General features: G+C 44.8%; 30 protein-coding genes. 28 read left to right on the top strand and 2 right to left on the bottom strand.

The window, feature by feature from the left end; all coding sequences use genetic code 11:
* Window positions 1-38 precede the first annotated feature (38 nt).
* The 6 genes from QVP35_RS00480 to QVP35_RS00505 all read left to right on the top strand — a co-directional run bounded on the left by QVP35_RS00480 (window position 39) and on the right by QVP35_RS00505 (window position 5,109).
* A complete protein-coding gene (locus QVP35_RS00480; protein ID WP_009289830.1) occupies window positions 39-1,628 on the top strand; it encodes an acyl CoA:acetate/3-ketoacid CoA transferase in 1,590 nt (529 codons plus the stop codon).
* Window positions 1,629-1,679: 51 nt separating this feature from the next.
* On the top strand, window positions 1,680-2,132 hold the full coding sequence (locus QVP35_RS00485; protein ID WP_009289829.1) for a MaoC family dehydratase: 453 nt from the start codon (window positions 1,680-1,682) through the stop codon (window positions 2,130-2,132).
* Between the two features lie 28 nt (window positions 2,133-2,160).
* Window positions 2,161-3,114 (top strand): ketopantoate reductase family protein, encoded by a 954-nt coding sequence (locus QVP35_RS00490; protein ID WP_006567223.1) that lies wholly within the window; start codon window positions 2,161-2,163, stop codon window positions 3,112-3,114.
* 9 nt (window positions 3,115-3,123) lie between these two features.
* The gene (locus QVP35_RS00495) at window positions 3,124-3,498 is read left to right on the top strand and encodes a VOC family protein (protein WP_006567222.1); all 375 of its coding nucleotides are present in this window, start codon (window positions 3,124-3,126) and stop codon (window positions 3,496-3,498) included.
* Window positions 3,499-3,513: 15 nt separating this feature from the next.
* The gene (aroQ, locus tag QVP35_RS00500) at window positions 3,514-3,963 is read left to right on the top strand and encodes a type II 3-dehydroquinate dehydratase (protein WP_006567221.1); all 450 of its coding nucleotides are present in this window, start codon (window positions 3,514-3,516) and stop codon (window positions 3,961-3,963) included.
* A 153-nt stretch (window positions 3,964-4,116) separates the two neighbouring features.
* The gene (locus QVP35_RS00505) at window positions 4,117-5,109 is read left to right on the top strand and encodes an ABC transporter substrate-binding protein (RefSeq protein WP_022260668.1); all 993 of its coding nucleotides are present in this window, start codon (window positions 4,117-4,119) and stop codon (window positions 5,107-5,109) included.
* Window positions 5,110-5,198: 89 nt separating this feature from the next.
* Here the strand turns inward: QVP35_RS00505 and QVP35_RS00510 are convergent, their stop codons facing one another.
* Entirely contained in the window at window positions 5,199-6,740 is a 1,542-nt protein-coding gene (locus QVP35_RS00510) for a nitrite/sulfite reductase (RefSeq protein WP_009289827.1), read from the bottom strand.
* A gap of 143 nt (window positions 6,741-6,883) precedes the next feature.
* On the opposite strand from QVP35_RS00510, the gene QVP35_RS00515 reads away from it, so the two are divergent.
* From QVP35_RS00515 to QVP35_RS00525, 3 genes are read left to right on the top strand one after another with little or no spacing between them, the layout of a single operon-like run.
* Complete coding sequence (locus tag QVP35_RS00515; RefSeq protein WP_009289826.1) at window positions 6,884-7,378, top strand: YqeG family HAD IIIA-type phosphatase; 495 nt, start codon at window positions 6,884-6,886, stop codon at window positions 7,376-7,378.
* Between the two features lie 12 nt (window positions 7,379-7,390).
* Window positions 7,391-7,879 carry a PH domain-containing protein gene (locus QVP35_RS00520; protein WP_006567217.1) on the top strand — a complete coding sequence of 163 codons (489 nt, stop codon included), beginning with the start codon at window positions 7,391-7,393 and terminating at the stop codon, window positions 7,877-7,879.
* Window positions 7,869-9,380: a PH domain-containing protein gene (locus QVP35_RS00525; RefSeq protein WP_009289825.1), complete on the top strand. Its 1,512-nt coding sequence runs from the start codon at window positions 7,869-7,871 to the stop codon at window positions 9,378-9,380. Before QVP35_RS00520 ends, QVP35_RS00525 begins: the two co-directional genes overlap by 11 nt.
* Window positions 9,381-9,490: 110 nt before the next feature.
* Here QVP35_RS00525 and QVP35_RS00530 read toward each other — a convergent pair whose 3' ends face one another.
* Window positions 9,491-11,482, bottom strand: coding sequence for an oxidoreductase (locus QVP35_RS00530; RefSeq protein WP_009289824.1), 1,992 nt, complete (start codon window positions 11,480-11,482; stop codon window positions 9,491-9,493).
* Window positions 11,483-11,662: 180 nt separating this feature from the next.
* On the opposite strand from QVP35_RS00530, the gene QVP35_RS00535 reads away from it, so the two are divergent.
* From QVP35_RS00535 to dxs, 19 genes are all read left to right on the top strand, one after another.
* Entirely contained in the window at window positions 11,663-12,547 is an 885-nt protein-coding gene (locus QVP35_RS00535; protein WP_009289823.1) for a LysR family transcriptional regulator, read from the top strand.
* 97 nt (window positions 12,548-12,644) lie between these two features.
* Window positions 12,645-13,421, top strand: coding sequence for a shikimate kinase (locus QVP35_RS00540; RefSeq protein WP_006567212.1), 777 nt, complete (start codon window positions 12,645-12,647; stop codon window positions 13,419-13,421).
* 10 nt (window positions 13,422-13,431) lie between these two features.
* Window positions 13,432-14,622, top strand: coding sequence for an iron-containing alcohol dehydrogenase (locus QVP35_RS00545; protein ID WP_009289822.1), 1,191 nt, complete (start codon window positions 13,432-13,434; stop codon window positions 14,620-14,622).
* Between the two features lie 65 nt (window positions 14,623-14,687).
* Window positions 14,688-15,245: an elongation factor P gene (gene efp / locus QVP35_RS00550; RefSeq protein ID WP_006567210.1), complete on the top strand. Its 558-nt coding sequence runs from the start codon at window positions 14,688-14,690 to the stop codon at window positions 15,243-15,245.
* A gap of 2 nt (window positions 15,246-15,247) precedes the next feature.
* Complete coding sequence (locus QVP35_RS00555) at window positions 15,248-16,120, top strand: DMT family transporter (protein WP_009289821.1); 873 nt, start codon at window positions 15,248-15,250, stop codon at window positions 16,118-16,120.
* 116 nt (window positions 16,121-16,236) lie between these two features.
* Window positions 16,237-17,169: a stage III sporulation protein AA gene (spoIIIAA, locus tag QVP35_RS00560; protein ID WP_006567208.1), complete on the top strand. Its 933-nt coding sequence runs from the start codon at window positions 16,237-16,239 to the stop codon at window positions 17,167-17,169.
* A complete protein-coding gene (locus tag QVP35_RS00565; protein WP_006567207.1) occupies window positions 17,162-17,680 on the top strand; it encodes a stage III sporulation protein AB in 519 nt (172 codons plus the stop codon). The genes spoIIIAA and QVP35_RS00565 overlap by 8 nt, the downstream gene beginning before the upstream one ends.
* Before the next feature lie 10 nt (window positions 17,681-17,690).
* Window positions 17,691-17,888: a stage III sporulation protein AC gene (spoIIIAC, locus tag QVP35_RS00570; protein WP_006567206.1), complete on the top strand. Its 198-nt coding sequence runs from the start codon at window positions 17,691-17,693 to the stop codon at window positions 17,886-17,888.
* A gap of 11 nt (window positions 17,889-17,899) precedes the next feature.
* Entirely contained in the window at window positions 17,900-18,280 is a 381-nt protein-coding gene (locus QVP35_RS00575; RefSeq protein WP_009289818.1) for a SpoIIIAC/SpoIIIAD family protein, read from the top strand.
* A complete protein-coding gene (locus QVP35_RS00580) occupies window positions 18,277-19,401 on the top strand; it encodes a stage III sporulation protein AE (RefSeq protein WP_022260670.1) in 1,125 nt (374 codons plus the stop codon). Before QVP35_RS00575 ends, QVP35_RS00580 begins: the two co-directional genes overlap by 4 nt.
* 6 nt (window positions 19,402-19,407) lie before the next feature.
* On the top strand, window positions 19,408-19,863 hold the full coding sequence (locus QVP35_RS00585; RefSeq protein WP_009289816.1) for a stage III sporulation protein AF: 456 nt from the start codon (window positions 19,408-19,410) through the stop codon (window positions 19,861-19,863).
* A gap of 7 nt (window positions 19,864-19,870) precedes the next feature.
* Window positions 19,871-20,413: a hypothetical protein gene (locus QVP35_RS00590; RefSeq protein WP_006567202.1), complete on the top strand. Its 543-nt coding sequence runs from the start codon at window positions 19,871-19,873 to the stop codon at window positions 20,411-20,413.
* 3 nt (window positions 20,414-20,416) lie between these two features.
* Window positions 20,417-20,986 (top strand): SpoIIIAH-like family protein, encoded by a 570-nt coding sequence (locus QVP35_RS00595; protein WP_006567201.1) that lies wholly within the window; start codon window positions 20,417-20,419, stop codon window positions 20,984-20,986.
* A gap of 152 nt (window positions 20,987-21,138) precedes the next feature.
* Entirely contained in the window at window positions 21,139-21,516 is a 378-nt protein-coding gene (locus QVP35_RS00600; RefSeq protein ID WP_006567199.1) for an Asp23/Gls24 family envelope stress response protein, read from the top strand.
* Window positions 21,517-21,578: 62 nt separating this feature from the next.
* Window positions 21,579-21,974, top strand: coding sequence for a transcription antitermination factor NusB (gene nusB / locus QVP35_RS00605; RefSeq protein ID WP_006567198.1), 396 nt, complete (start codon window positions 21,579-21,581; stop codon window positions 21,972-21,974).
* Window positions 21,975-23,183, top strand: a complete 1,209-nt coding sequence (gene xseA / locus QVP35_RS00610) for an exodeoxyribonuclease VII large subunit (RefSeq protein WP_009289813.1) — start codon at window positions 21,975-21,977, stop codon at window positions 23,181-23,183.
* A gap of 680 nt (window positions 23,184-23,863) precedes the next feature.
* Complete coding sequence (xseB, locus tag QVP35_RS00615; protein WP_006567195.1) at window positions 23,864-24,070, top strand: exodeoxyribonuclease VII small subunit; 207 nt, start codon at window positions 23,864-23,866, stop codon at window positions 24,068-24,070.
* Window positions 24,063-24,956, top strand: coding sequence for a polyprenyl synthetase family protein (locus tag QVP35_RS00620; protein WP_009289812.1), 894 nt, complete (start codon window positions 24,063-24,065; stop codon window positions 24,954-24,956). The genes xseB and QVP35_RS00620 overlap by 8 nt, the downstream gene beginning before the upstream one ends.
* A gap of 43 nt (window positions 24,957-24,999) precedes the next feature.
* A partial coding sequence (dxs, locus tag QVP35_RS00625) for a 1-deoxy-D-xylulose-5-phosphate synthase (protein WP_288187700.1) occupies window positions 25,000-26,174 on the top strand: 1,175 nt, incomplete at its 3' end.

Below are 26,174 nucleotides of genomic sequence, written 5' to 3' on the forward strand. Positions count from 1 at the left end.
GATAAACAAAAAGTATTATTTCAACAGGAGGTCTGAGTATGCGTAAGCCAGAAAAGAAAGGTACAAAAGTGCAGATAATGACTGCAAGAGAGGCCGTAGAATTAATAGATGACGGAGATACTCTGGCGGTTTGCGGAGCCGGAGGAGGCATTGTAGATCCGTCTTCATTGATCGAAGCTCTGAAAGACAGATATGTGGAGACAAAGGAGCCCAAAAATTTGACGCTGTGGCATTCCAGCGGATTGGGAGACCGTGGGGACCGCGGAATGTCACCACTGGCTCAAAAAGGCATGGTGAAGCGTGCGATCGGAGGACACTGGGGGCAGTCACCGCGTCTGGCTGAGATGGCAGAGAGAAATGAGATCGAAGCCTATAATTTTCCGCAGGGAGTCATGGCGCAGCTGGTCAGAAGCGCAGCCGCCGGCCATCCCGGTATTTTATCTCATGTGGGGCTTGGAACCTTTGTGGATCCTAGAAACGAAGGCGGTAAATTAAATGACGTGACACAAGAAGATCTCATCCGTCTGATGGAGATAGAAGGGAAGGAGTGGCTGTTTTATCCGGCAGTTCCTTTGGATGTATGTTTTATACGTGCTACAACTGTGGACACAGAAGGATATGCTTCTCTGGAAGATGAGATCACTTATATGGATATTCTGGCAACGGCCCAGGCAGTCCATAACAACGGAGGTCTTGTGATTCTGCAGGCAAAACGTGTCGTAAAAGCCGGGAGCATCCATCCGAAAAAAGTGACCATTCCCGGATATCTTGTAGATGTTGTCGTTGTAAATCCGGAGCAGGAACAGCTTTACAATGGCTCTGACCGGTTCTTTTCCGGAGACTATACTGCAGAGGATGGAGAAGCAGAACCTCTTGTGCTGGACCAGAGGAAAGTTGTTGCACGGCGTGCTCTGATGGAGATCGCACCGGGCAACGTGGGCAATGTAGGTGTAGGAATCGCCGATGGTATCGGAACAGTTGCAAGAGAAGAAGGTGTAGGAGATAAATTTACACTGACCGTAGAGACCGGCCCGGTGGGAGGTGCTACTGCCCAGGGGATTTTCTTTGGAGCAAGTATCAATTCAAAGGCGCTGATGTCGATGCCGGCACAGTTCGACTTCTATGACGGAGGCGGACTGGAGGTAGCGTTCTTAAGCTTTGCTGAGCTGGATGCGAAAGGAAATGTCAACGTACATAAATTTAACGGAAAGATCATGGGAACCGGAGGGTTTGTAAACATTTGTGCGGGTTCTAAAAAAGTGGTACTGTGCGGAACCTTGCGTGCCGGAGGACTGAAGACAGAAGTCGGTGACGGAAAAATACAGATCAAACAGGAAGGAAAATTTGAAAAGATGGTTCCTGAATGTTCCGAGATTACGTTCAGCGGAGAACAGGCATTAAAACAGGGGCAGGAAGTCGTATTTATTACAGAACGGGCCGTATTCACTCTCACAGAAGAAGGTGTGGTTCTTACAGAGGCTGCTCCGGGTGTGGATGTCAAAAAAGATATCATCGATCAGATGGGATTTGAACCAATTATTTCAGAAAATCTGAAACAGATGGATCAAAGAATCTTCACCGATGGAGTCATGGGGATCTATGATGAATTTATGAAAGGTTCTTTTTAGAAAAACAGTAGTTAAAGAAACAATCAAGTACATATAAAAAAGGAGATTATGATGAGTAAAATTGCAAAAGTTGAAATTCCACTGCACGTTGGCGATACAGCAGAATTTACAAAGACAGTGACAGAAACCGATGTTTATTTATTTGGCGGTATTACAGCAGATTACAGCCAGATGCATTTCAATGAAGAATATATGAAAAAGACAATGTACGGAACAAGGATTGTTCATGGAATCCTTACATTTGCCATTGGCTGTACGGCATCTACGAAAATACAGGAACAGGTAAAATCACCAGTGCCGAGTGCTTCCTATGGATATGACAGACTCCGTTTTATCAAACCGGTATTTTTTGGTGATACCTTGACATGCAGATATACAGTCGATAGAGTGGAAGAAGAGACAAATAAAACATTCTCTAAACTGGAGATATTTAACCAGCACGGCGAGATCGTCGTTGCCGCGGTACATATTCTTAAGTTCTTCCCGCTGGAAGACGACAAATAATTATATTTACAAGAAAAGGAGAATATCAATGAAAATTTGTATGTTGGGAACCGGTTCTCTTGGAAGCACAATTGGAGGCACTTTAGCACAGGGCGGGTCTGAAGTTTATTTTGTGGACCAGTGGAAGGAACACATAGATAAGATCAATGAAAACGGTCTGAAAATGACAGATGAAAAGGAAGAATGGTTTGTAAAGGTGGATGCCCGGACTTCAGCGGAAGGGATAGGACCAGTGGATCTGGTAATCGTACTTGTAAAATCATTTGCAACCAAAGAAGCAGTGGCACAGCTGAAAAAGACGAATGTGATCGGATCAGAGACTCTTGTTATGTCCCTTCAGAACGGTCTGGGCAATGAGGAGACGATTGCAGAAGTCGTTGGGGAAGACAATGTCATCAGCGGAAAAACTTATGTAGGAGGACGCCTGCTGGAACCTGGATATGTCAGTGCGGGAGTGAAAGGCAAATATACTTATATAGGTGAGCTGACAGGAAAGATCACAGACAGAATTCAGGCAGTATGTGAGGAATTTAATAAAGCCGGACTGCTGTGTGAAGTCAGTGACAATATCAAAGGTCTGATTTGGGATAAGCTGCTGATCAATGTGGCTGCCGGGGCTCTCTGCGGCATTACCAGACTTCCTTACGGGCCATTATATGAAGAAGATTATATAAAGGATACAGCGGTCGAAGCCATCCAGGAAGGAATTAACGTGGCCAAAGCCGCCGGAGTAAAATTAAAATCCGAAGATCCTGAATACGCATGGTATGCTGCCAGTGAGGGACTTCCCGGAACATTCAAGACTTCCATTTTACAGAGCCTTGAAATGAAACGCCCGACCGAAATTGATTTCATTAACGGATCTGTTGTAGAGTGGGGTAAAAAATTCGGTATTGCTACACCAGTAAACAAAACCCTTGTGACATGCGTCAAAGGAATTGAGAAATTTTTGCTGGAATACGAACCGAGTCTGAAAAAATAGGAGGATCATATGGCTTCATATTTAGAACACATGGCTCTCCGCGTAAAAGATCTGGACTGGCATATCCGTTTTTTTGAAGATGTATTTGATATGCCTGTGCGCATGGAACTGGGAGAGGCGCCTAACAGAAAAGTATGGCTGCATGCCGGAATACAGCTCAATGAGGCGGTCGACTATGAAGGACCGGAAGGACGCGCGGATCATATGGGGATTATGACCGAAGATGTGGATGCGGTTTTGGAAAAGGCTTATCGTTTAGGAGTAAAAGAACTGCCGCAGGGACACAACTGGTTTGAACTTCCGAGCGGACTGTGTATTGAGGTGATTGCCGGAAAAACAGATGTATTGAAAGAAATAATAGAGAAAAAGCCCTGGATAGAATAACGGAGGAATTTGAAAATGAAAAAAGTAATGATGCTTCACTGTGTCAATCACAATATGTATGGAAAACGTGACCCAAAACAGTATGGAACGATCACTTTGGATGAGATTAATGAGCTGATTGAAAAAACCGCAAAAGAGACCGGGATTCAGGTGGACACGTTTCAAAGCAATCATGAAGGTGAAATGGTAGACAAGATTCACCAGGTATTCTACGAAAAATATGACGGTGTCATCATCAATCCGGGCGCATGGACTCATTATAACTATGCCATCCATGATGCGCTGGAAATATTAGAGTGCCCGATTCTTGAGGTTCATATGTCAAATATCTTTAACAGAGAAGATTTTCGTTCCCACTCCGTCATAGCTCCTGTTGCGGCAGGGATGATAGCAGGTATGGGCGAATCTGCTTATACTCTTGCAGTAAAAGCCTTTGCTGAAATGTTTGAAAGATCAAGTAAATAAAACTTGACCACAGCAGGCGGTCAGCCTGATTCCCCTGAAAGAGAAGCGCTTTAAGTCAAGAAACTTGCACCTGCTGGAGTTATACTATATAATAAAAGAAAATATTGCCTGCAAAATCATTGGCAAATGCTGGTCAGGGGGAGTATATACCAGATGATGAATAAAAAGTGCAAAGCGGCTGTTTTACTTCTGCTGTGTGTCTTGTTTCTGGCCTCGTGCAGGGGAAACCGTGACAAGGACAAAAAACAGATAAAAGAAGAGTCATATACAGTGATAAAAGATTCCACCGGGCGAAAAGTAAAGATAAAAAAGGAACCGAAAAAAGTAGTAGCGTTATCGGCGTCCCTGTCGGATGTATGGCTGCTCTCCGGAGGGGAATTATGCGGAGCTACTGCAGATGTGCTGGAAGAAGAGGTAGTCCACGAAAATCTTAACAAAAAAAAGATTAAAAATGTTGGTTCTGTCAAACATCCGGATCTGGATGCTGTTCTTTCCCTGAAACCGGATTTGGTTCTGATTTCAGGAAATATTGAGGAGCAGATGGATACAGCTGAGACTCTAAAGAAAGAAGATATTCCATATTATATCGTCAGGATGAATACTCTGGACGATTTCCTGACCGTTTTAAAACAAATGACGGAAGTAACCGGAGAAGAAGATAATTATGAGGAGTATGGAGAGAAAGCAAGGAAGGAAGCGGATTACCTGCTGAAGCAAGTACCAAAAGGAAGGAAAACGACTGCACTGGTGCTCAGAGCTTATTCTGCAGACATCAAGGTAAAGACAGAGGAAAATGTCGTCTGCAATATCCTGCAGGACATCGGAGTAAAAAATGCAGCCGCGAACAATACAAATCTTTCGGAAAATAAAACTCCTTCACTGGAGGCCATATCAGAGAGTGATCCGGATTATATTTTTGTCACAACCATGGGAGACAGAAAGCTTGCCCTGAAAAAACTTCATGATACTCTGGAAACGGGATCCGGCTGGGAAGATCTGAAGGCTGTGAAGCAGAAGCATATTGTTATTCTTCCGAAAGAATTGTATCAGTATAAGCCAAACAGCCGGTGGAGCGAAGCCTATGAGTATATTCTGTCGATTGTATATCCTGATACTTTTCATTCGTCAGTGGAAGAGAGCAAATAAACAATAAAAAGATTGTACATTTAAGAGAAAACAAAAGAAAGAGACCCCATTGGAATCAATGCTTTTAACATGTTCCAATGGGGTCGTTTTTATTTTGTGAATGTTTGAATGATTACTTTCAGGGCATCCGGATTTTCTTGTATCCAGTCAGAATATGAATTGTGTTTTTCCTGCACTGCATGTCCGATTTCTATTAAGAAGTCCGGAATATCTGCTTCAAGAATGGTTCCGGCATCCTCACCGAACTGTGCATTGCCCTGCGTTTCCTCTCCGCCGATATACAGCTGGAAGGCTGGAAGAGGTTTTTTGTCAATAACCTTTGTGGCTCCGCGAAAGCCAAGCGTCCCAATCTGGTGAGTTCCGCAGGAAGACGGACAGCCGGAGATATGAATCTTTGGGAGCACGCCATCCGCAAAATCTAAAGGCCGGATCTTGTCCATAATGGTGTTATATAATTTCTGGGAATCTCTGAGACCTACCTGGCAGATTCCGCTTCCAATACACGCTACCGAAGTCTCAAATAAATTGGAGGCACTGTCTTTTGTAAGCTCCAGAAGTTCGAGGGCTTCGTCCTTATTGCAGTTTATAAAGTACAGGCTCTCATCTGGAGAGATTCTTAAAACCACCTGGTCCATCTTCTGGACAGCTTTATTGATCGGTGCGATCAGCTCCGGCGGGATATTGCCTCCAAACGGATGATACAAAACGCTGTAAAGACCGTCCTGTTTCTGGGCGGTGATGCGGAAGTTTTCCTCGAGGTAGCCGCAGCCCTCTTTTATTATAGGAACTTCCTGTACATTGAGGTCCAGGGAATCTTCAGCCATTACCTTGCTGAGATTCTCAAGGAAAGCAGTCCTGTAGCCTTCCGGGCCCAAAGTGTCCTGCATATACCGTGTTCTGGCCTTTCCGCGGTTTTCGTAGTTGCCATACTGTACAAATGTCAGAATCATGGCTTTAATATAGTACAGTACTTTCGAGGGATCTATTCCTTCGTCTACGAGTACACCCATTTTAGGGTTGTTTCCAAGGCCGCCGGCGCTGTAAACGTCGAAGGTGTGATCCCTGCGGGCAACAAATCCAAGATCACGGAAGGTGGCGTGCGTCACATTCTTTGGAGAATTAGAGAAACAGACCTTCAGCTTTCTGGGCATTTTCACCTGTTTAATGAAAGTCAGGAGAAAATCGGCGGCTTCCCTTGCATATGGAAGCACGTCAAAGTACTCTTCTTTTTCTACTCCGGAGAGAGGGGAAACCATGACATTTCTGGGAAAGTCACCGCCGCCTCCTCTGGTGATAATATCATGCTCAAACGCTTCCTCGATAAGAGAGGAGACGGTAACATCACTTAGATTGTGTACCTGTACGGTTTGACAGGTGGTCAGATGGAGTTTGTCAATCTTATACTTTTCAACACTGTCTGCAATAAACTGAAGTTTGTCTTTCGTGATTTCTCCGCCGGTAAACCGAAGTCTCAGCATACTGGAACCGCCGCCTCTCTGTGCGTAGCTTCCAAAGCCTCCTGAAAAACCTTTGTATTCTTTCACGCTGATTTCTTTTTGATAAAACTTTCTTGTCATTAAATGAAATTCGGCCAGATCGGCCTGAAATTCTTTTTTTAGTTCCTGATCCATGTGATTCTCCTTTGCCATGTAGTTTGCATTGCTATAATTATAGCATTTCTTCTAGTGCACGTCCATATTCAGAGGAATTTGGATTTTTTTTAGTTATATGCTAGAATAGGACAAAAGAAAAATAAAGGATGGATACACAGAAGATGTTTGAGAAATTTTACCCGAATGAATATATGGACAGTACTTATTCCATTGACTTTAAAGCATATTATGACAGAGGATACCGGGGGATTTTATTTGATGTAGATAATACCCTGGTGCCTCACAATGCACCTGCAGATGACCGGGCAGTCCGTTTTTTCAGGGAACTGAAGGACATCGGCTTTGATTTTTGTTTTATGTCCAATAACAAGGAACCCAGAGTGAAGAAGTTTTGTGAGGCAGTGGAGGGGACTCATTATATTTACAAAGCAAATAAACCCATGGTTGGAAGCTATGAAAAAGGTATGAGATTAATGGGGACGGACCGGACCAATACATTGTTTGTGGGGGATCAGCTGTTTACGGATGTCTATGGTGCCAATCGCGCGAAAGTTTACAGTATTCTCGTAAAACCTATGAATCCTAAAGAAGAGATACAGATTGTACTAAAAAGATATATTGAGAAGATTGTCCTGCATTTTTACAAGAAAAAATAAGAGGCATAGATTATGAAATATGAGAAATTGTCAAAGAGGGCATTGTATTGCATGTATGCTGCGGGTGCGGCGGTTGGAGCAGCTGCGCTGGCGGTAATTGGGGCGGTGAATTACTTCTGGCTCTTTCCGGCTGACATCGGGACTGGAAAACTGATATCATTAATTTTGGTGATCCTGACCTTGTTTGACATGCTGCTCAGCCCGGTATTCAGATTTTACAGATACCGTTACAGCATCAATGAGGAATGTATTGACATTAAGGAAGGGTATCTGTTTGTAAAGAGAGATATCGTTCCCATTGAAAGGCTGCATAAACTCCAGACGGCAAAGGGCCCGATTGATCAGATCTTTAAGGTGGCAAAGGTCGTCGTGACAACGGCAGGCGGTGATGTGACGATCCGGTTTCTGGATGAGGAGAAAGCAGAACAGATTGCAGAGAGCCTTAGAAACCGTATTAATGAAATTGTGACAGAGCAAAGGGAAGAGGTGTATGGAGAATAAGATCAGGTTCCGCAATCATATTTCAATTGTGGCAGAGCGGATGGGAAGCATATTCCTCTTTTTGTTTTTTGCCCTTATGGGCGGATTTGCCCAGAATCTGAAGACGATTGCAAAAAAAGATATCAGGCTGGATGCAGACTTTGCAGAAGTACTGCTGCCGATGCTTGGAGTTCTGGCCGTCATTGGGCTGATCATTGTCTGGCAGGTGGTGGTCTGGTCTAAAACATATATATCGATTGCAGAAAATACCATTGTTATAGAGCGGAATACACTGAACCGCCGGAAAAACACCATAGGAATTAAAGATATTTCTAATGTAAATATAGAGCAGAACCTGTTTGAGATGCTTATGGGAACCTGTAAGGTGAAGCTTGACACCAATAGTCTGTCTACGGCGGACAAGACGGATGTCAAGATCGTACTGAAGAAGGCTGATGCGGAAAATTTCCGCCGAACAGTCATGATGCTTCTGCACCAGACGGAAACAGGAGAAGCAGATGAACCGGCGGCTGTGTATGATCTGGAACAAGCCATGGAGTACGATATGACGGCGGGATTGGGTGACATGCTGGTCCACGGACTTTTTTCTGTCAATATCATCTCTGTTCTTGTGCTGCTTGGCTGTATTGTCGGAGCGGCAGATCTGTTCGTCCAGACGTTTGGTTCGGGAATGGCCGGAAAGAGTATAATAGCTGTGCTGGGGAGCGTGACTGTTATCATCTTTGTCTTTTTTTCTTCGCTGTGGGATATCGCTAAGGGGTTTATACAATATTATGATTTCAAGGCGAAGCGGCAGGGAAACAAAATATACTTGAGCTACGGCCTCTTTAAAAAAGTTCATTACACGATACCTGTAGAGAAAATTAATGCAGTGAAACTGACCCAGTCTCTGCAGGCAAGAATTACAGGAAGATATATGGCTGAGGTAATCAATGTGGGGATGGGAGATGACGGAACCGACCAGAAAGCATTTTTAGTTCTTTATTCGTCCAGGAACAGTATGCAGAATTATCTTCAGATGCTCCTGCCTGAGTTTTCTGATATTCTTGCTGCTCCTGCAGAGAAACAGCCCAGGGTGGTATGGGCCGCATGGCTGATTCCTTTTTCAGGATATCTTGTGGCGATTGCGGCAGGACTTTTGACTGTGCTGGAATTCAGGCCTGATTTTTTAAAGCAAACAGTCATTGCTGCCGCAGGAATGACACTATTGTTTTTGCTCTCTGCTGTCTGCAGATTTTTTACTGCCGGGGTATCCGTGAAAGAAGATTATCTGATACTCGTGCGTGGATACATGAGACGTTCTGTTATCTGTGTCAGCTACGATAAGATTCAGCATATAAATACCAAACAGAATTTTATAGCCCAAAAAACGGGCATTCAGAAAGGGAACCTACACCTGCTGGCCTCTGCGCTGAATATGACGCAGTCTGTCCCATATTTCAGAGAAGAGGAATTGGATGTTATCAAAAGCAGGATGCTGAAAACATCTCATGCGCAGTAACCACTGATTTGATTATGCGGGGAAACAAGAATAAAAAGACCTTAGGGGAAGCTATGATAGCTTGTTCCTAAGGTCTTTTACAGTCTGAGGGGATATTTATCAGTTGTTTTTTACAAGAAGTGATGTCTCTCCAGTGCAATCAGGATATCACGTCCCTCTTTGACACCTTCGATCATACGCCTGGTCTTTGCACTGTCACCGATGTTGAGAACTTCAATGCCCTCATCCACAAAATGGTCATACAGAGCCTGCAGAGCCGGTGTGGCAGACTGCATTCCGAGGCAGATAAATCCATAGTCAAAGTCTAATTCCAGATCCTTATAGTCATGGCGTACAATGAAAGATTTTTCTTTCACTTCCAAAAGGTTTGCATTCGGATACTGAGTTACTTTGTATTTTTCCATCAGTTCATTGGCGCCGGTTCTCGTGATCAGATCCAGATCTTCGCCAAAATGAGGTTTTTTCTCTACAATGGTCACATCGGCCTTTCTTGGAGCGAAAAATTCAACGACATCAAGGCCGACATTTCCGCCGCCGATGACAACTACTTTTTTACCGGCGAGATCTGTTTGTTCATATGATTTTACATTGTCAACCAAATCGAAGATGGTAGAGACATTGCCTTTCTCAAGATTTTCTTTGAGACCTTTGATATCCGGAAGCAGAGCATTGGAGCCGGTGGCATTGACTACAATATCCGGCTTGAATCCGTCAACGAACTCAGCGGTAGCTTCTACATTCTTGCAGATAAACAGGTTTTTGAGAGCCATAGCTCTTTTTTCCTGATATGCAGGGAAGTAACCGAGGCGTTTTTTGTTCGGCATACTGCCCACACGTCTGGCCAAACCACCCAGCTGATTGGTCTTTTCAATAAGAACTGTGGAGCACCCTACCTCTGCAGCAGTACATGCTGCTTCAAGGCCAGCAGTCCCGCCGCCGATGACAACGACATTGCAGGGTTTCTTAATGCGTTCTTTTTTATAGTTTTCTCCGCTTACTACAAATGGATTGACGGTACAGCGCATCGGCTTGTTGCTGAGCGTCGCAGTACATCCGTTGTTGCAGGAGATACATTTGTTGATATCATCCGTATTTCCGAACTGAACTTTGTTGACCCATTCAGGATCTGCGATGAGTCCGCGTCCGATACCGATCAGGTCAGACTGGCCGCTTTTCAGGATCTCATTGGCAATCTCAGGTTCACGGATATTTCCTTCTGCTGTACATGGTTTTCCTGTTTTCTTCTTAACAGCTTTTGACATATAAGATTTCCATCCGTCAGGGAGATAATCTGCGTCATGCTGATACTGAATCGTACAGGTAAGACCTGCGGATACGGCAAAGACGTCTACATACTCCTGGAAATATTCTACGATCTCCAAAGTGTCATTCAGTGAGTTACCGCCCTCTGTGAGCTCATCTGCACTGATTCTTAAAAAGATCGGAATGTTTTCGCCTACGACTTCACGGACAGCTTTTAATACAAGAGTCGTGAACCTTGCGCGGTTTTCCTTGGAACCGCCGAACTCATCTGTCCTGTCATTGGTCAGGGGAGATAAGAACTGGTTCAGAAGATAGCCGTGTCCTGCCTGGATCTCAACGGCATCAAAACCGGCTGTGACCGCACGTTTCGCGGCGTCTGCAAACTTCTGGACAATGCCGTGAATCTCTTCAATGGCAAGAGGTCTCGGAATATCTCCGCCTGCTTTTGACGGAATATCGGAAGCAGAAACAGGCTGGATGTTCGTCTCCGCGCCGTCGGAATCGGCACCGCCGTGGTTGAGCAGGATAGAAGCCTTGGAGCCATACTCATGGATAGCTTCACAGAGCTTGTACAGGCCATGGATATAATTGTCATGGTCAATTCTTAACTGGTTGGTGCTTAAAGAGCCCTGAGGGGATGCAACACTGGCACCTTCCACTGTGATGAGGCCAATGCCTCCTTTTGCGTGCTGTTTATAATATGCAATCAGCTTGTCGCTGACTTCTCCTGTTCGCTCAGCAAAATTTGTTCCAATCGGCGTCATGACGATACGGTTTTTCAATGTCATAGACTTTACGGTAAAGGGTTCAAATATATTGCGGAAATTCTTTGCTGCCATAGTTAGTTCCTCCATTTTTCTTTCTTTTTCACTGCAATAATTATATCAAACTGTGTATACAAATGCAATGAATATTATACCCACGGGGCACACCGTATTGAAAATCCTTCGGATGGGCGTGCCCCGCAGGGTAAAGTATGGTATACTCATAACTAAGAAAACCAATTCCGGAGGGATCATATGAATCTGAATCATCTGTATTATTTCAGAACACTGGCGAAAGAACAGCACTACACCAGGGCTGCCCACATTTTAAATATCACGCAGCCCAGTCTGAGTCATGCCATCAATGCTCTGGAAAAGGAGTTAAATGTCAAACTGTTTGAAAAAATCGGAAGGAATGCCAGGCTTACCAAAGAGGGTGAGCTTTTTTGCCGTTATGTGATACAGTCACTGGATATGCTGGATGAAGGAAGACGCGTGGTCGGTGAAGTATCCGGAATGGCCGGCGGATATATCGACATCGGATATATTTATACTCTGGGAAGTCATTTTATTCCGCAGAATATGAGTGACTACATGAAAGAGAATGAGGGCAAGAATATCCGGTTTTCTTTTGGACAGGGGACTACAGAGCAGATGATCGAGGAATTGAAGAAGGGCACCTATGATCTTGTATTTTCATCTTATAAAGAGGGTGAAGACCGGCTGAATTTCACCCCTGTTGTGGAAGAAGAGCTTGTGCTGATCACGCCAAAAGGACATCCTCTGGCAGAGAAAGAGGCCGTTGACCTGGCAAAGACAACGGATTATCCTTATATTATGTTTTCGCGCAAAAGCGGTCTGAGGCCGTTTATCAATAAACTTTTTGCTGAGGTAAAAGCCCAGCCTTTCATCGCATATGAGGGGGAGGAGGACTCCTCTGTTGCAGGCCTTGTGGCCGCCGGGCTCGGGATTTCGATTGTGCCGAGGATTCCCATTCTGGAAACTATGGAGGTGGTGACGATCCCTATTAAGAGGCCTGAAATTAAGAGATATATCTATCTCGTCACACAGAAGGATAAATACCTCTCACCGATTGTTGAAGATTTTATAGGGTTTATTAAATCCCGGCACCAGATGTAAAACGATCTGGTACGGCTGAGCACAATATTGAAAGAAATGCCGGATTATGGTATACTGAACCACATTAGACTACGATTGAAGAAAAGCGAGGAACACAATGGGAAAGTTAGAAGAGATCAGAGAAAGACTGGAAGTCTGTGACAAACAGATTGTGTCGGTTCTGGAAGACCGGATGGACATTATCAAAGAGATTATGGAGTACAAAAAGGAGAACGGACTCCCGATTCTGCAGCCGGAACAGGAAAAGCGGCAGCGCAAAATGCTGAAAGAGCATGTAAAAGAAAATACATACAAAGAAGAGATTCTTGATATTTTTACGTATATTGTAGAAAACAGCCGCAGAATCCAGGCGAGGACATTGTTTACGCACAATATCTTCCTGATTGGATTTATGGGTGTGGGAAAGAGTACAGTATCCGACTATTTAAGCAAGATCCTTGCGTCGCCACAGGTGGAGATGGATCAGGTGATCGTCAATAAAGAACACATGTCGATCAACAAAATTTTCGAAGAGTACGGCGAGGAATATTTCAGAAACTGTGAGACAAACCTTCTGATCGAACTTCAGAAAAAGAATAATCAAATTGTCTCCTGCGGAGGCGGAGTGGCGATGAGGGAGATCAATGTCCGGGAGATGAAGAAGAACGGCAGGGTCGTTCTCCTGACTGCTTCACCGGAGACGATCCTTGAGCGTGTCAAAGACAGTGACGAACGTCCGCTGCTCAGAGGGCGCAAGAATACGGAGTATATTTCGGAACTGATGGAGATCCGGAGACCGAAGTACCGCGCGGCGGCAGATATCATTGTAGATACAGATCATAAAAATGTCGAAGAGATCGCGGAAGAGATTGTTGGAAAATTAACCCATCTATAAACTAGGAGGAATGAAGATGCAGGCATTTACCCATTACACACCGACAGAGATTGTTTTTGGAAAAGCTTCAGAGGACAAAGTGGCAGAACTGGCGAAGAAATATCACGGCTCCAGAGTGTTCGTTGTCTACGGAGGAGGCAGTGTCGTAAAGAGCGGGCTGCTTGAAAGAGTGACCGGGACACTGGAAGCGGCAGGGCTTAAGGTGGAGACCATCGGCGGAGTAAAACCGAATCCAAGACTTGATTTTGCCAGAGAAGCCGTTAAGAAAGCCATTGAATTCCAGGCAGATCTGATTCTTGCTGTGGGAGGCGGAAGTGTGATCGATACCGCGAAGGCAGTTTCCCACGGAGCCGCAAATCCGGATACGGATATCTGGGAGTTCTGGTCACGGAAAAAGAAAGTGGAGAAAACTCTGCCGGTAGGTGTGATTCTGACCCTTGCAGCCGCTGGAAGTGAGACCAGTGATTCAGCTGTCCTCACCAATACGGAGATTCAGGTAAAGAGAGGGCTCAGTACAGATCTGAACCGCCCTGAGTTTGCCATCATGAATCCGGAACTTACGTATACGCTTCCCAAGTATCAGGTGGGCTGCGGTATTGTCGACATTATGATGCATACACTGGACCGTTACTTTACGAAGACAAAGGGCAATCAGCTGACCGACGAGATCGCCGAAGGACTGCTTCGGACCGTGATCGCCAACGGAAGGATTGCGATCCAGGACTCTCATAATTACGAGAGCATGAGCGAGATCATGTGGTGCGGAAGTATTTCACATAACGGCCTGACCGGTCTTGGCGCTGAGAAAGATTTTGCTCCGCACCAGCTGGGACATGAACTGAGCGCCAAATTTGATATCGCCCACGGAGCCAGCCTTTCCGCCGTTTGGGGAGCCTGGGCAGAGTATTCCTGCATGGAAGATGTAGACCGGTTTGTGCGCTTTGCCGATAAGGTATGGGGAATTTCCGGGGACAATAAAGAAGAAGTGGCGCAAAAAGCGATCAACGCCACCGTAAATTACTTTAAGTCACTGGACATGCCGACCTGCTTTTCAGAAGCCAAAGAAATCGGCATTAAGACAGAGGACGAACTGTGGGCTATGGCCGACGGATGCTCCTACAAAGATACGAGGACCATAGGGGCTTTCCGTGTCTTAAATAAAGAAGATATCTTTAATGTATACAAATTGGCAAATAAATAGTTGATAAGAAGTACCATTTATTATAGAATGTTATAGAACAAAATGATTAAGGAGGAAATTACGATATGGTATCCGCAGGAGATTTTAAGAATGGGCTGACCATCGAATACGAAGGCAATATTTATCAGATTATTGAATTTCAGCATGTAAAGCCTGGAAAGGGAGCAGCCTTCGTACGCGCGAAGTTAAAAAATATCAAGAGTGGGGGAGCGATTGAAAAGTCTTTCCGTCCATCAGAGAAGTTTGAGAATGCTCACATCGAACGTAAAGAAATGCAGTATTTATATACAGACGGTGAATTATTCCATTTCATGGATCCGGAGACTTTTGATCAGATCGCATTGGACCCGGACACCATCGGAGATTCATTAAAGTTTGTAAAAGAAAATATGAACGTTACCCTCGTTTCACACAACGGGACTGTTTTCCAGGTGGAGGCTCCTCTGCATGTAGAACTTCTTGTTACCGAGTGTGAACCGGGAGAAAAAGGAAACACAGCTCAGGGCGCTACGAAGCCTTGTACGGTAGAGACGGGTGCGAATGTCAATGTCCCTCTGTTTGTCAACCAGGGTGATACATTGAAGATTGATACAAGAACCGGGGAATATTTATCCAGGGTATAAGCTTGTCAAAAAACCAGAAGATCCGGGGGATCATCTGCATTGTCCTGTCGGCGTTCTGCTTTGCATGGATGAATGCGTTTGTAAAGCTTTCCGGAGATCTTCCGTCGATTGAAAAGAGCTTTTTCAGGAATCTGGTAGCCCTGATCTTTGCATTTGTGATGATCAAAAGAAGCGGCGCCGGATTCCGTTTTCAGATGAAGAATTTACACTGGTTTATCCTAAGGTCCTTAGCAGGGACCTTAGGTATTTTTTGCAATTTTTATGCGGTGGATCATCTGGTGCTTTCGGATGCGTCTACGCTTAATAAATTGTCGCCGTTTTTTGTCATTGTATTTTCTTATCTGATTCTGAGAGAAAAAATTACCGTATTCCAGTTGACTTGTATCACATCCGCATTTATCGGCAGTATGTTTATTGTAAAGCCAAGCTTTGCAGCTGTTTCTGTCCTGCCGGCTTTGATCGGCTTTTTAGGAGGCATGTTTGCAGGCTGTGCCTATGCATGTGTCAGAAAGCTTGGCACAAGAGGGGAGAGGGGACCGTTCATCGTCTTTTTCTTCTCCACATTTTCCTGCATCAGCTGTATCCCCTTTATGATCGGGAATTTTCACCCGATCTCAGGACTTCAGCTTGTTTACCTGCTGCTTGCGGGACTTGCAGCAGCGGGAGGACAGTTTGCCATCACGGCAGCCTACACCTATGCGCCGGGAAAAGAGATATCCATCTATGATTACACCCAGATTATCTTTTCAACTCTGCTGGGGCTTTTTCTGTTCGGGCAGATGCCAGACGGGTTCAGTATCCTTGGATATGTGATCATTATCACGGCAGCCGTTGTCATGTTTTTCTACAACAACCGCAGGAACAAAACAGAATAATATCATATTTTGAAGGGAAGTTCTCCGATTTTGGGAGGCTTCCTTTTTTCTATTCTAAATGACTTGTCTTCCTCATATATTAGGGTTATACAGCTTTACGAAGAAGGGGGAGTCCTATGGAAAATACAAGTGAGATCTATCACATACTCCCGAAGTCTGTCCGGGGTCTGATGCAGAAAAGCGGTCTTAAGCCGAGAGAACTTCAGGAGATCAGACTGCGCATTCATCAGCCTGTGATCGTCCGCTATGAAAATAAAGAATATTTTTTGTCTACGGAAGGGAAGCTGACGGCCAGCCATCATTTTGTACATGTTCTCACGAGAGATGAACTGAAACAGATGATGGAATATATCAGCAATTATTCTCTTTATGCCTATGAAGACCAGTTAAGACAGGGTTTTCTGACCGTGAAAGGGGGACACCGGGTAGGGATCGCAGGAAAAGTGTCCATAGAAGACGGCGAGATCAGGACGATGAAGCATATCACTTTTTTGAACATCCGTGTGGCTCATGAGGTCATCGGCTGTGCAGAGGGGATATTTGAACACTGCACGAAAGATGGACAGCTTCTCCCGGTGCTGATAATTTCGCCTCCGGGGAGAGGAAAAACAACGCTTTTAAGGGATATGATCCGCATCGCTTCCGACGGCGGCGAGACTGTGGGTGTGGTGGATGAGCGCAGTGAGATCGCGGCTTCTTATATGGGAGTCCCCCAGAACAAAGTGGGTATCCGCACGGATGTGATGGACGGGTGTCCGAAGTCGGAAGGAATGATGATGCTTGTGCGCTCTATGGCTCCAAATGTGATAGCAGTAGATGAAATTGGGAAAAAAGAGGACGTGGACGCTATGCTGTACAGTGCTTACTGCGGATGTACTTTGATGGCGACGATCCACGGCAAAGATATGGAGGAATTAAAAAAAGTGCCGTATGTTGGGGAAATGATGGAAAGAAAAGTTTTTAAACGCTATGTTGTTCTGAGTGAACAGGGAAAAGCGGGAACTGTCAAGGAAATTTTAAATGAGGAGGGGGTGAGGCTCTATGGTTAAACTGCTGGGTGCGGCTATTGTCATTATTTCCGGCGGTGTTCTGGGATTTTACCGGGCGTCGAGGGAAAGAAAGAGACTGGAGCAGGGGATTGAATTGAAAAGACTTCTATATCTTCTCCAGGGCGAGATCCGGTACGGACTGACGCCTCTTCCCGATGCCATCGGCACAATAGCAGGGAAGATGAATGCCGAGTTTTCGGTCTTTCTCTCCGACGTGTCAAAAAAACTTTCTTCTTATCAGGAAGAAACATTTTCCCAAGTGTGGAAGAATTCTGTGGAGAAGGATCTCACACCGTATGTCCTGGAGAAAAAGATGCTGGAGCCATTGATCACCATGGGAGATACGATTGGTTATCTGGACAAGGATATGCAGGTGAAGACCATTGATTTTACGATCGAGCAGATCGAGGAGAGAATGTATCAGATTAAAGATCAGGTGATCAAGAACTGTAAACTATATCAGAGCCTTGGATTGTCCTTTGGACTTCTCGTTGTGATTATTTTATTGTAAGGAGGATCTTATGAGCGTAAACATTATCTTTCGGATTGCGGCTGTGGGAATTCTGGTCACGATCCTGGTGCAGGTACTGAAACACTCGGGCAGGGACGAACAGGCGTTTTTGATTACCCTTGCGGGGCTGATCCTTGTACTGTCATGGGTGATCCCTTATATCTATGATCTTTTCGAGAGTGTGCAGACACTGTTCACCATTTCTTAGGAGGCGGGCCTATGGTTAAGATTGCACTTTTTGGCATCATAGCCAGTATACTGACGCTGAAGATTAAATCCATCAGGCCGGAGTACAGCCTGGTGATCGGTCTCGTATCCAGCTTATTTCTGGCAATCTACGCATTGGACGAGATGGGGAAGATCATAGACTTATTTGGCTCTATCGAGTCTTATTCAGGAATCCCGGGAACTTACATACAAATTCTTTTAAAGCTGGTCGGGATTTCTTTTCTGTGTGAGTTTGCCTCAAATATATGCAAAGACGCGGGACAGGCAACCATGGCAAAACAGGTGGAGATGGCGGGAAAGCTGTCCATACTGGTTGTCAGTCTGCCGATCTTTCAATCTCTGCTGACGACGTTAGAAAGGCTGATGGGATGAGAAAACGTATCATGCTGCTGGCATTTATCTTTGTCCTGATGTTCGCGGCAAAGGTGTCGGCGAAGGAAGAGGAAGACTTGAGCGAATATTCGTTTGAACAGGTGGAAAAAACACTGGAGAAGGCAAAAATCAGTTTCTCTTATGAGGAACTGGTGAAAAAGCTTATAACAGGAAATATCAAAGGGGCTTTTTCTATGGTCAGACAGAGCGTTGGGGATCAGCTGTTTTCAATACTTTCGGAAAACAGGAACTTTATGAGACAGCTGATCACAGTGGCGATCATTGCGGCAGTGTTCAAAAATTTTTCCGATGCGTTTTTCCAGGGGAATACCGGGGATACGGCCTTTTATGTCACATATATGATTCTGATCGGTCTCATGGCGAATTCTTTTTTCTTTTTGAATTCCATCACGGATCAGGTGATCTCTACGCTCATTGATTTCATGAAAGGACTGATCACAGCCTACTCGATCGCAGTGGTGGCAACTACGGGGGTATCCACATCGGTGGCCCTGTATGAGATGTATCTGTTTGTGATCTATATCATTTCTCTTCTGGTCCAGAGTGTGATCTTTCCGGCGGTAAAGATCCTGTTTGTGCTAAAGATCGTCAATCACATTTCACTGGAGGAGAAACTTTCCAGGCTCTGCGATACACTGGAATGGGCCGTGAGAGCCCTGTTAAAGGCACTGCTGGCCGTGGTTCTGGGAATCCAGATGATTCAGGCCATGCTTCTGCCGGCAGTAGATTCCGTAAAAGACGGTATTTTTAAAAAAGGTGTGTCCATGATCCCCGGAGTGGGACAGGGCGTCAGCACGGTGACAACGACTCTGATCGGATCAGCTGTTGTGATCAAAAACAGTATCGGAGTGGCGGGGATTTTTGTTCTCTGTGTTATCATCCTTGTTCCGCTGATGCAGATCGGCGGAATCCTTCTGTCTTATATTGGAACAGGGATTCTGCTTCAGCCGGTCTCAGACAAACGGATCACAGGATCTCTGGATGCGGTGATCAAGAGCGGAAAACTGCTGCTTCGGACCGTGTTTACTCTGAGCATTTTGTTTATTCTGTCCATTGCCATCGTAGCCTTTTCCACAAATATTAATTACTATACGGGGTGACGGCATATGCAGTATATTAAAGCGATTGTTTTTTTTCTGATTCTTATGACACTGGTAAGCCAGCTTTGTCAGGGGGATAAATACAAGCCCTACATCCGGCTGGTGACCGGATTTATGCTGCTGGCCCTGATGATGAGGCCGATTGCCTATGTTATGAATATAGGGCCGGAAGACCTCACAGTATTTTCTAATGTGAATACGGACAGCACAGAATCTTCTTTCAGGAGCCAGGCTCTTGAAACTTATAAAAACCGCGAAAAGAAGAAAATAAAAAAAATCCTTCAGTCCTATAAGATTCAGGCGAAAGAAGTGGAAGTGGATACGGATGATACAAAGGATGATCCGGAGATCGATGAGATTTCTGTGAAGGTTGAAGATGAAGAATCTGAAGCAAAGAAAGTAAAAACAATACTTTTGAACTTCTATAATGTAGATGAGAGTCATATCAATATAAGTGAGTAGGAAATGTATGATGGACAAAAAGGAACTGATCCAAAAAATTGAATCTCTGGGCACAAAGAAAATTGTTTTGATTTTTGTTCTTGGGATTGCCTTGATCGTATTTTCTTTTCCTTCATCAGGGAAGAAAACGGCCAAAAGCACCAAAGACTCAGAAAGCAGTGAGGATGTGTCATCCACGGATGCCTATGTCAAAAAGCAGGAACAACGGCTTGTAGCCGCGTTGAAAAATGTGGAAGGCGTGGGAAAAGTAAAAGTGATGATCACTCTGAAATCTTCAAAGGAGTCAGTCGTCAACAAGGATACACCTTATGAAGAGAGTACAAAAAAGGACGAAAAAGCGGTGAAGGAAGATGAGGAGACCGTTTTAATTGATAAAAACGGGGAGAAGGTCCCTTACATAGTGAAAGAAGTAGAACCTGAAGTGGAAGGAGTTGTAGTGGTCGCACAAGGCGGAGGAAGCGATATTGTCAACCAGAATATCGTCGATGCGGTGAGTGTGTTGTTTCACATTTCATCTTATAAAATAAAGGTGTTAAAAATGGAGGACTAGGAAATGAAGAAAATCGTGAAAAAAAATCAGTTAATCATCACAACTCTGGCTGTTATTATAGCGGTCGCGGGCTATGTAAATTATACGGGTCAGTACATCACTACAACGAAGGACAAAGCAAAGACGGTCAGCAATACGGCAAAAAATGCCTCTCAGAGCCAGGCAAAAGATGACATCACAGATGTGGGGGAAGCGGTGCTCACGAATGCCCAGGTGGGAAATTATGTGGCAAAGGCGAAGCTTGAGAGAGAACAGACCCACAGCAAGGCAAAGGACACTTTGGAAGAAATCATCAAAGACAAAACAGTCAAAGACAGTGTAAAACAGGATGCAGTAGATAAGCTTGCTACGCTGGCAGAGCAGATGGAGATGGAGACAGCTACCGAAAACCTGCTGGGCGCCAAGGGATTTTTGAATTCCATCGTGACCATTCAAAATGGAAACGTGGATGTCCTGGTGAACCTGAAAGATGTCTCCAAAGTGGAGAGAAGCCAGATTGAAGATATTGTCACGAGAAAGACCGGATGCAAGCTGGAAAATGTCGTGATCACATCCATAAAAACAGAAGATTAAAGGTTTTGTGTGTAAATTCCGGGGACAGGGATTTGCACACTTTCTTTTTTCTTGCATAACATCGATAACTTTTGGTATAATTAACATACTGTATATGAAGAATCATAAAACAGAAGAAAAAGTTTTTAGAAGCAATCAGCAGGAGGCTTTTTATGGAAAATAAAAGTAGTGGTTATAAGATTCACGAAAAAGGGATGCTCGGAGAAGTAAAGATCGCAGATGAAGTGATCGCGATCATCGCAGGGCTTGCAGCGACAGAAGTCAAAGGCGTGGCAGGTATGTGCGGCAATATAACGAATGAGCTTGTGAGCAAACTCGGTATGAAGAACCTTTCCAAGGGTGTGCGTGTTATCGTTGAGGGAAGTCATGTCAGTGTTGATCTGGCCATCGAACTGGACTATGGAGTCAGCATTGCACAGATTTCAAAGAAAGTACAGGAAAAGGTTAAGACAGCCATAGAGAATATGACAGGCCTGACCATCGACGAAGTCAACGTAAGAATTGCCGGCGTAGCGCTGGAAGAAGAATAATCAAAAGATGCGGAGCTGTGAAAAGCAGTTCCGTTCTTACTGTGTAGAGAAAGGACCGTAAGATGACAAGGAGTAAATTAAGAGAGCAGATGTTCCGTCTGTGCTTTTCCATCGATTTTCACACAAGCGAGGAGTTTGAAGCGCAGGCAGACCTGTATTTTTCAAATAATGATTTTTTCAGGAACAAAGAGAAAGACTACATAAAGACAAGGACTCTCGATATGCTTTCCCGTCTTGAAGAAATCGATCAAAAGATCAATGAAAACAGCAAAGGCTGGGATATTAAGAGACTGGGAAAGGCAGAGCTTACGATCTTAAGAATTGCAGTCTATGAAATAATGTTTGATGAGGATATCCCGGATAAAGTGGCGATCAACGAGGCAGTAGAACTTTCAAAGACTTACTGCAATGAAAAGGCTGCCTCATTTATCAATGGGATCTTAGGAAAGATTGGTTAAATGAACAAAGTATTTTCAGTGGCGCAGATCAATGCGTATATCAAAAGAATCTTTCAGAGCGATTATGCCCTGAACCGGATTTATATCAAGGGAGAAGTCTCAAACTGCAAATACCATTCTTCCGGTCATATCTATTTTTCATTAAAGGATGATAAAAGCCAGATTTCCTGTGTGATGTTTGCCAATCAGAGGATCAGCGGGCTGGATTTTGAGATGGAAAACGGACAGACGGTCATTGTTTCGGGAAGCATCAGTGTGTTTGAGAGAAACGGAACCTATCAGCTTTATGCCAACGAAATCTCTCTGGACGGCATCGGACGGCTCTATGTGGAGTTTGAGAAGCTGAAGGAGAAACTTTACAGGGAAGGTTTATTCGATCACGAAAAGAAAAAGCCGATTCCCCAAAATCCGAAAACCATCGGCATCGTGACGGCGAAGACAGGAGCCGCCATCCACGATATTATGAGTGTTGCAAAGCGGAGAAACCCGTATATACAGCTGGTGCTGTATCCGGCACAGGTTCAGGGTGACGGGGCGGCAGAGACGATTGTGAGAGGTATTGAGACACTGGACCGCTATGGAGTTGATACGATCATCATTGGCCGCGGAGGCGGATCGATTGAGGATCTCTGGGCATTCAACGAAGAGAAGGTTGCCAGGGCCATTTATGCAGCCAAAACGCCGATCATCTCCGGGACAGGCCATGAGGTGGATACGACCATCGCAGACTATGCGGCAGATTTAAGGGCAGCCACACCCACGGCGGCGTGTGAACTTGCAGTTCCGGATCTTCGGGAGACACTGGATGCGATTGACGCAAGGAAAAGAAGCCTTTCTGTACAGATCCGCCACATTCTGCGGAATTATGAACTTCGTCTGGAACAGTACAGCGGAAAACTGCGCAGGTTTGATCCCAAGCTTCAATTACAGGAGCAGAGAATGACGCTCGCGGAACTGGAAGACCGCCTGACAAAGAGGATGGATTATCTGCGGAACCGTTATCAGCATCGGCTGGAACTATATGCACAGCGCCTGCACGGACTTTCCCCTACGGCAAAACTGATTGGAGGATATGGATATCTGTCGGATCAGTCCGGACAACCGGTAGTGTCGGCGAAACATATTGCCAAAGGGGATGAAATACAGATTACGATTTCAGATGGATCGCTGAAAACAAAAGTATCGGAAGTTACTTTAAATAAAAAATAAATACAAATGCTGCAGCTGGAGAGATAAATTTATCCGGCTGCAATTTTTTTATTTCGTAGTGAAGGTCTACGGCCCTATATTCCGGGAAAAACCTTGTCACGTTTGCCTGTTTTGTACATAATTTATCTGGAACAAATATTGTATAAAATGTAAAAATATGATATTATAATAAAATACAAAATCGCCAACTATAATATACTTCTCAGGGAAGTCGGCAGGCGGCCAAGCCATCCGTTCCGAGCCTTACGGAAAGGGGTGGTGTTTATGAGTACATATGAGGAATTTATGGTTATCATAAATATGGCGCTTTTGATAGTAGCCATCCTTTCATTCACACATAAAAAATAGTCGCCCTGCTCCCTGGAAAGTGTAGGACGACTATCGTTTGAACTCGCCGGGACGGATGGACTTTAACCATCGTGCCGACTTCCTCGATAAGTATATTATAATCAATTACAGAAAATTTGTAAAGCCGAAAAAACCGGTCAAAATGGACATAAATTCCACTTGAAAAATTCATTGAACAAAAGGTGCCAATCAACGACAGTTTTTTACTGCCATTGGAGGAGCGCATTTCAAAGCGCGACGGAAATGGCAGTAAAAAACTCATGGGTTTCATTTCAAATTAAATATGATATAATGAAGAAAATATTTTTGGAAAGGAAATCAGGTTGTAACTTATGGCAAAAAAGAAGTTTAGTATTGATGAGGGATTCAGCCAGTTAGACGATATATTAAAGAATTTAGAGCAGGAGGACATAAAGCTTGCCGATGCGGTAGAACTTTATACAAAAGGAGTCTCCACTCTAAAAGAATGCAAGGATTCTCTGGACCAGGTGGAAAAAGAGCTGATTATATTAGAACAAAACGGAGAGAACAATGAATGAGTTTGATCAGGAACTTAAAAAGCGCATAAGTCATATTGAGGAAATTCTGGATCATTATCTTCCGAAACCGGAAGGTTTTCAGAAAACAGTGCTGAAGGCGATGAACACAACGGTAAAAGCCGGAGGAAAACGGCTGAGACCGATGCTGATGGAAGAAACCTACAAGATGTTTGGGGGAAAAGAAAAAGTGATTGAGCCCTTTATGGCTGCGATCGAGATGATCCATACCTATTCCCTGATCCATGACGACCTTCCTGCTCTGGACAACGACGATTACAGAAGAGGGCAGAAGACGTGTCATATCGTCTATGGAGAAGACATGGCAATTCTCGCCGGAGATGCTCTACTGAACTACGCATTTGAGACTGCTTCCTCCGCGTTTGCTTTAGAGGATGCAGATCTTCCCAAGGTGGCAGAAGCCATTCGGATTCTTGCCCGGAAACCGGGTATCTACGGAATGATCGGAGGACAGGCGGCAGACGTGGAACTGGAGGGCACTGTGCTTTCGATGGAGCAGATCATGTTTATCCACCACAACAAAACGTCTGCTTTGATTGAAGCGTGCATGATGATCGGGGCGGTGCTTGCCGGTGCATCACCAGAAGACGTAAAAGCCATGGAAGAATGCGGGCGAAAGATCGGTCTTGCCTTTCAGATCCAGGATGACATCCTCGATATCACAGGACAGGAGGAAGTCATCGGAAAACCGGTGGGAAGCGATGAGAAAAATCAGAAGACCACATATGTTTCGATCAAAGGACTGGAGCAGGCTGGGAAAGATGTTGAGAGGATCTCACTGGAGGCAGTGGAGATTCTGAGAACCTATGATACATCCGACGGTTATCTCACAGGTCTGGCAGAATACCTGATTCACAGAACCTGCTAGACTGCAAGGAGTATGTATAAAAAGGACTGCCAAAGGAGTAGACATGTTAGAACAGATCAATCATCCCAATGATATAAAAAAAATAGAAAGAAAAGATTACCGGCTTTTAGCCAAAGAGATTCGGAAATTTCTGCTGATGAATGTCAGCAGAACAGGAGGCCACCTGGCTTCTAACCTGGGGGCAGTGGAGCTTACAATGGCACTTCACACGGTTCTGGATTTTCCGAAAGATCAGCTGGTGTTTGATGTGGGACATCAGTCGTATGTCCACAAGATTTTGACAGGAAGAAAAGACGGCTTTGCATCACTGAGGCAGTTCCACGGCATGAGCGGGTTTCCGAAACCCACGGAGAGTGACTGTGATGCGTTCCACAGCGGACACAGTTCAACCTCCATCGGCGTTGCCCTGGGACTGGCACAGGCCAGGGATTTAAAAGGAACAGATGAAACAATCGTGGCAGTGCTTGGCGACGGAGCGCTTTCAGGAGGCATGGCCTATGAAGCGCTGAATAACATGGCAAGGCTTCGGGAAGAAAAGAGAAAACTAATCGTCATTCTCAATGACAACAAGATGTCTATCTCAGAAAATGTAGGAGGTATGTCCGGCTATCTGAATAAAGTTCGGTCCAAAAAAGAATATGTAGATTTTAAGGGAAACGTAGAGAAATCACTGATGCAGATCCCGGTCGTCGGAGAGCCGATCGCCAAAGGACTGAAACGTTCCAAAGATTCCATCAAGCAGCTGTTCGTTCCGGGTATGATGTTTGAGGACATGGGAATCACTTATATCGGCCCTATCGACGGGCATAATACTCCTCTTCTGATCGATACCTTTGAGAGGGCAAAACAGCTGGATGAGCCGATCATTATTCATGTTGTCACGAAGAAGGGAAAGGGTTACCGCTATGCGGAAAAGGAACCGGCCAGATTTCATGGGGTCGGGCCTTTCTCTGTGCGCACGGGGAAAAATCTGCCCGCGCAGTCTTCCGGGGGGCCTTCCTACACAGATATATTTGCAGATACTGTGACGGAACTTGCAAAAAAAGATGAAACGATCACGGCAGTCACGGCTGCGATGCCGGAGGGAACCGGGCTTGAACGATTTAAGGAACAGTTTCCGGAGCGGTTCTTTGACGTGGGTATTGCAGAACAGCATGCTATAGCGTTCTGTGCGGGAATGGCGGCCAAAGGTCTCAAACCGGCAGCAGCTGTTTATTC

It is taken from the genome of Anaerostipes sp. CAG:276 (assembly GCF_000432215.1).
GTDB lineage: Bacteria > Bacillota > Clostridia > Lachnospirales > Lachnospiraceae > Anaerostipes > Anaerostipes caccae.